The sequence below is a fragment of the Pseudactinotalea sp. genome (genome assembly GCF_048594945.1).
Classification (GTDB): domain Bacteria; phylum Actinomycetota; class Actinomycetes; order Actinomycetales; family Beutenbergiaceae; genus Pseudactinotalea.
Window position 1 is genome coordinate 1 of the sequence record NZ_JBMDXJ010000060.1, and the last position, 3,158, is coordinate 3,158.

Here is a 3,158-nt window from a genome sequence, read left to right on the forward strand (position 1 = left end):
GGCATCGACCTGGTGCGCGAGCAGCTGCGGATCGCTGCGGGTGAGCCGCTGGGCTACGACGAGGTGCCCACCCGGGGCCATTCGATCGAGTTCCGCATCAACGGCGAGGACCCGGCCGCGAACTTCCTGCCCGCACCCGGCACGATCGAGACGCTCCGCTGGCCGAGCGGTCCGGGCGTGCGGGTCGACTCCGGCGTGGTGGCCGGCGACGTGATCTCCGGCGCCTTCGACTCGATGCTCGCCAAGATCATCGTCACCGGTGCGACCCGCACCGAGGCGCTGCAGCGCGCCCGCCGCGCGCTCGCCGAGACCGAGATCGCGGGCATGCCGACCGTGATGCCGTTCCACCGCGCTGTGCTCGACGACCCGGCCTTCGCTGCCACCGAGCTCGGCTCCTTCGGCGTCTACACCACCTGGATCGAGTCGGAGTTCCTCACTCGCGCCGACGTCCCCGCCTCCCCGACGCCCGCTGCGCCGGCCGCCCCCTCGCCCGAGGAGCAGGAGATGGAGCGGGTGGTCGTCGAGGTCGGCGGCAAGCGCCTCGAGGTGGTGCTGCCTGCTGGGCTCGGCCTCGGCAAGCGGCGCCCCGCGAAACGACCGGTGCGTCGGACCGGCACGCGCCTGGGCGCCGGCGGTGCGACCGGCAACGCGCTCGCCTCTCCGATGCAGGGCACGATCGTCAAGGTCGCTGTCAACGATGGTGACGTGATCGCGGAGGGCGACCTCGTCGTCGTCCTCGAGGCGATGAAGATGGAGCAACCGCTGGTCGCGCACCGCGCCGGCAAGGTGCACGGACTGGCGGCCACGGTCGGCCAGACCGTCAGCTCCGGCAGCGTGATCTGCCAGATCGACGAGGTCGAGTCGGCCTGACCCGCTAGGGTCGCGATCGTGCCACTCCCGACGGCGGACCCCAGCACTGCAGGCCTCGACGCCCAGGGCGTCCTCGACCTTCTCGACGGCGCAGCTCACCTCGATCTGCACAGCCTCGCCATCGCGCGTGGCGGGCGGGCGGTCGCCCGCGGCTGGTGGGCGCCCTACGCACCCGACCGCCGCCATCTGCTCTACTCGGTCTCCAAGAGCGTGACGGCGACGACGGTCGCGTCCTTGGTCGCCGATGGGCTCCTCGGCCTCGACGATCCGATCGTGCGGCATCTGCCGCCGGCGGCACTGGCCGGAGAGATCTCCGACGTATGGCGCCGCGTCACCGTGCGGCACTGCCTGACGATGACGGTGGGGCACACCACGGATGCCTGGCGCCACGAGCTGCGCCAGGCGGACGAGCCGATCCGCACCATCCTCGACAACCCACCCGACGCCGAGCCGGGCACGGTGTTCTGCTACAACCAGATCGCCACCTACCTGCTGGCACGCGCCGCCGAGCACCGTGGCGGCGCACCGCTGGATGCGCTCGCCCGGGAGCGGGTGCTGGCGCCGCTCGGTGGCTCCGACCTGGTATGGGAGACCGACCGCGCCGGGCATCCGGTGGGGTTCTCGGGCGCTCGGCTGCGCACCGACGACCTGCTGGCGCTCACCCAGCTCTGGCTGGATCGGGGTTCGGCGCACGGGCGGCAGGTGGTCCCGTCGGCCTGGGTGGACGAGGCGAGTGCCCCGTTCTTGCCGGTCGAGCCGGACGAGCACTCCGACTGGGCCCAGGGCTACGGCCAGAGCTTCTGGAACGCCCGGCACGGGTACCGAGCCGATGGCGCGTGCGGCCAGTACGGGCTCGTGCTGCCTGAGCAGGGACTCGCGGTCGCGATCACATCGGAGCTGGTCGACATGCAGGAGCTGCTCGACCTGGTGTGGCAGCACCTGCTGCCCGCGGTGGACCGCCCGGGCAGTGCCGATGCGGACGAGCGGCTGCGCGAGCGGCTCGCCTCGCTCACCATCCCGCCGCTGGGCACCAACGCCGGACCGCCCGAGCACCGCAGCTTCGCGGTGGACCCGGCCTCCGACGTCTCCGGTGTGCGGGGTGTCCAGGTGGATGCCGGGGGCAGCACGCTCACGCTGCTACGAGAGGGCGAACCGCTGACGATCGACGTGGGCGATGCGGCCTGGCGCACCACCGAACCCGTCGTGGACGGACGAACGCTCCCGCTGGCGGCGAGCGGTGGCTGGACCGAGGGCGGCTACCACGCCGAGGTGAGGGTGATCGAGACGCCGCACTCCTTCCGGGTCGTCACAGGGCCGGCCGGCGCGGTGCTGACCTGGCGGCAGCGGCCGCTGGGTGGGAACGACCCGTTGGTCGGTGCGATCCCGTGACCGTCGGCGCCCCGTGACCACTGACGGCTGGGTCGAGTGCCGCTGCGGCGCCCGTCACTGGGGTCGTAGCGGCGCCGCCGGGCTGCTCCTGACCGACGGTGAGCGGGTGGTGCTGCAACATCGCGCCGAGTGGAGCCATCAGGGCGGTACGTGGGGGATGCCAGGCGGCGCACGGCATGTGGACGAGTCCGCCGTGGCCGGGGCGTTGCGCGAGGCCGCCGAGGAAGCGGGCATCGACGGCGGTCACGTGCGCGTGTTCGCCACCTCGGCGCTCACCCATCCGGACTGGAGCTACACCACGGTGCTCGCGCGCACCGCCCCAGGGCTGCACGTCGAGGCCACCGACGCCGAGAGCCTCGAGGTCCTCTGGGTCCCGCTCGCCGAGGTCACCGACCGCCCGCTGCTGCCCGCCTTCGAGGATGCATGGCCGCAGTTGCAGGCGATGCTCGGAGTCGACCTCCACGTGGTGGTGGACGCCGCCAACGTGGTCGGCAGCCGACCCGACGGCTGGTGGCGCGACCGACGCGGTGCCGCCGAGAAGCTGATCGGGGGGATCTCAGCGCTGGCGGAGGCCGGCGTCCCCGCCGGGTTCGCCGACCTCCACGGCGAGCGCTGGTGGCCCACCTGGCACGTGGTGACCGAAGGAGCCGCCCGAGGGGCCAGGCACACAACGGCGAGCACCGCCGTCGAGATCCACGAGGCGCCCGGCGAGGGGGACGACGCGATCGCGGCCCGGGCGGCGGACCTGGCCGCCGAGGCCGCACGCGTGGTCGTGGTCACGGCAGACCGGGAGCTGAGGCGGCGGTGCGAGAGCGCGGGAGCCGCCGTCGTCGGCCCGAGAACCCTGCTCGAGCTCCTGACCTGACCGAGCCCCGGACACGCCGCGAACCCCACTGCCA

The 3,158-nt window shown here is 73.2% G+C and carries 3 protein-coding genes; all 3 read left to right on the top strand.

The genetic code is table 11. The features are described 5' to 3' along the window. On the top strand, window positions 1-870 hold an 870-nt coding region (locus ACOJSN_RS02810; RefSeq protein WP_420110992.1), incomplete at its 5' end, for a biotin/lipoyl-containing protein. 18 nt (window positions 871-888) lie between these two features. Further along, window positions 889-2,259 carry a serine hydrolase domain-containing protein gene (locus ACOJSN_RS02815; protein ID WP_420110993.1) on the top strand — a complete coding sequence of 457 codons (1,371 nt, stop codon included), beginning with the start codon at window positions 889-891 and terminating at the stop codon, window positions 2,257-2,259. Window positions 2,260-2,272: 13 nt separating this feature from the next. After that, entirely contained in the window at window positions 2,273-3,124 is an 852-nt protein-coding gene (locus tag ACOJSN_RS02820; RefSeq protein ID WP_420110994.1) for an NUDIX domain-containing protein, read from the top strand. The last annotated feature ends 34 nt before the right edge of the window (window positions 3,125-3,158 follow it).